1 protein-coding gene is annotated in these 1,350 nt (G+C 67.1%); it reads right to left on the minus strand.

Annotation, left to right across the window (positions count from 1 at the left end; genetic code table 11):
• Window positions 1-26: 26 nt before the first annotated feature.
• A complete protein-coding gene (locus ACFXA3_RS42610; RefSeq protein ID WP_385196931.1) occupies window positions 27-1,202 on the minus strand; it encodes an RNA-guided endonuclease InsQ/TnpB family protein in 1,176 nt (391 codons plus the stop codon).
• Between the last annotated feature and the right edge of the window lie 148 nt (window positions 1,203-1,350).

A 1,350-nucleotide genomic window follows, 5' to 3' on the forward strand; every position in this document is an offset into this window, starting at 1 on the left:
GGGGTGCAGGTCTTACAAGATCAGCACTAGCCGGGTACGAGACCAGCCCGGACGAGCATCACGCGGGCGGAGTTCTTGTCCCTGGGGGACACGGTTCCGCACGCGGTGCACGTATACGTTCTCTCGGAAAGAGGTAGGCGGTGCTTGGCTCTCGCTCCGCAGTGTGCGCAGTCCATCGTGGTGTGCGCGGGGTGGACCAGGTGCACGGTCTTGCCGTGCTTGCGGGCCATCTCGACCAGGGCGGTCTTGGTGGCGCCGATCGCGGCGTCGGCCGCTTTGCGGGCCATGGTGGTCTTGGCGAGGAACTTCGGGCGGAAGTCTTCGACGGCGAGGTGGTCGAAGTCACGGACCACACCCTTGGCCCACTTGCGGGCGGTGTCCTGCCGCTGCCGGGCGATCGTCTTGTGCAGCTTCGCGGCAGCCCGCCGGGCCTTGCGGTAGCCGTTGGTGTCGGGACGGTTCTTCGGGGTCCGGCGCCGGGCCATCATCCGCTGATAGTGCGCGAGCTTCGCGGCGGCGGTCTTCCCGTGCTGAGCATGCGGGAGGTCGTGGGCGTCGGACGTGGTGGTCGCAGTCTCGCGCACACCCCAGTCGATGCCGATCGCCCGGCCGGTTCCCGGCAGGTCTTCGGTCACGGTGGGGACGACGAACGACGCGTACCAGTGGCCGAGGCTGTCGCAGTACACACGCACGGAGGACGGCGTCTTGGGCAGCTCACGCGACCACACCACCGTCACCACGATCCCGCCCGCCAGGTGCAGCCGTCCGTCCTTCAGCCGGAACCCGCGCTGCGTGTAGTTCAGCGACGGCACGGCCTCGCGCTTCCGCTTGATGCGGGGCATCCCCGCCCGCTGCCGCATCGGCAACCGCGCCTTGATGTCCTTGATCGCCTTCGCACGGGACTTGGCGAAGTCCCGGATGATCTGCTGCTGCGGCACGCTCGCACCCTCACGCAGCCAGGTCATCGACCTGCGGGCCTCAGTCAGCATCTTGTCGAGCTGCGCCGGACCGCACGTCGTCTTCTCGCCGGTCGTCTTGTTATGCCGGTGGACCTTGCGGGACATCGCCACGCACTCGTTCCACACCCAACGACACCTCGACCATTCGGCATCGAGCCGGGCCAGCGCCGTGGACGACAGACGCAGCCGGAACGTGTACCGGGCATGCCCGGACACCGTCTCGGCTACCGCTGCTGTCGTCACGACCCGCAACCTAACACCCACCACTGACAACGGAAGAGAGTGCAGATCAGAACAGATGTGCAGAGAACTCCGCCGCTTCGCGGCTCCGCTCCAAGGACCCATTCCTCCCCGCCCTAAAGGACGGAGCCTCCTGGGAGAAATCAGGTGA

Origin of the sequence: Streptomyces sp. NPDC059456 (assembly GCF_042750055.1) — a bacterium.
Lineage (GTDB): Bacteria > Actinomycetota > Actinomycetes > Streptomycetales > Streptomycetaceae > Streptomyces.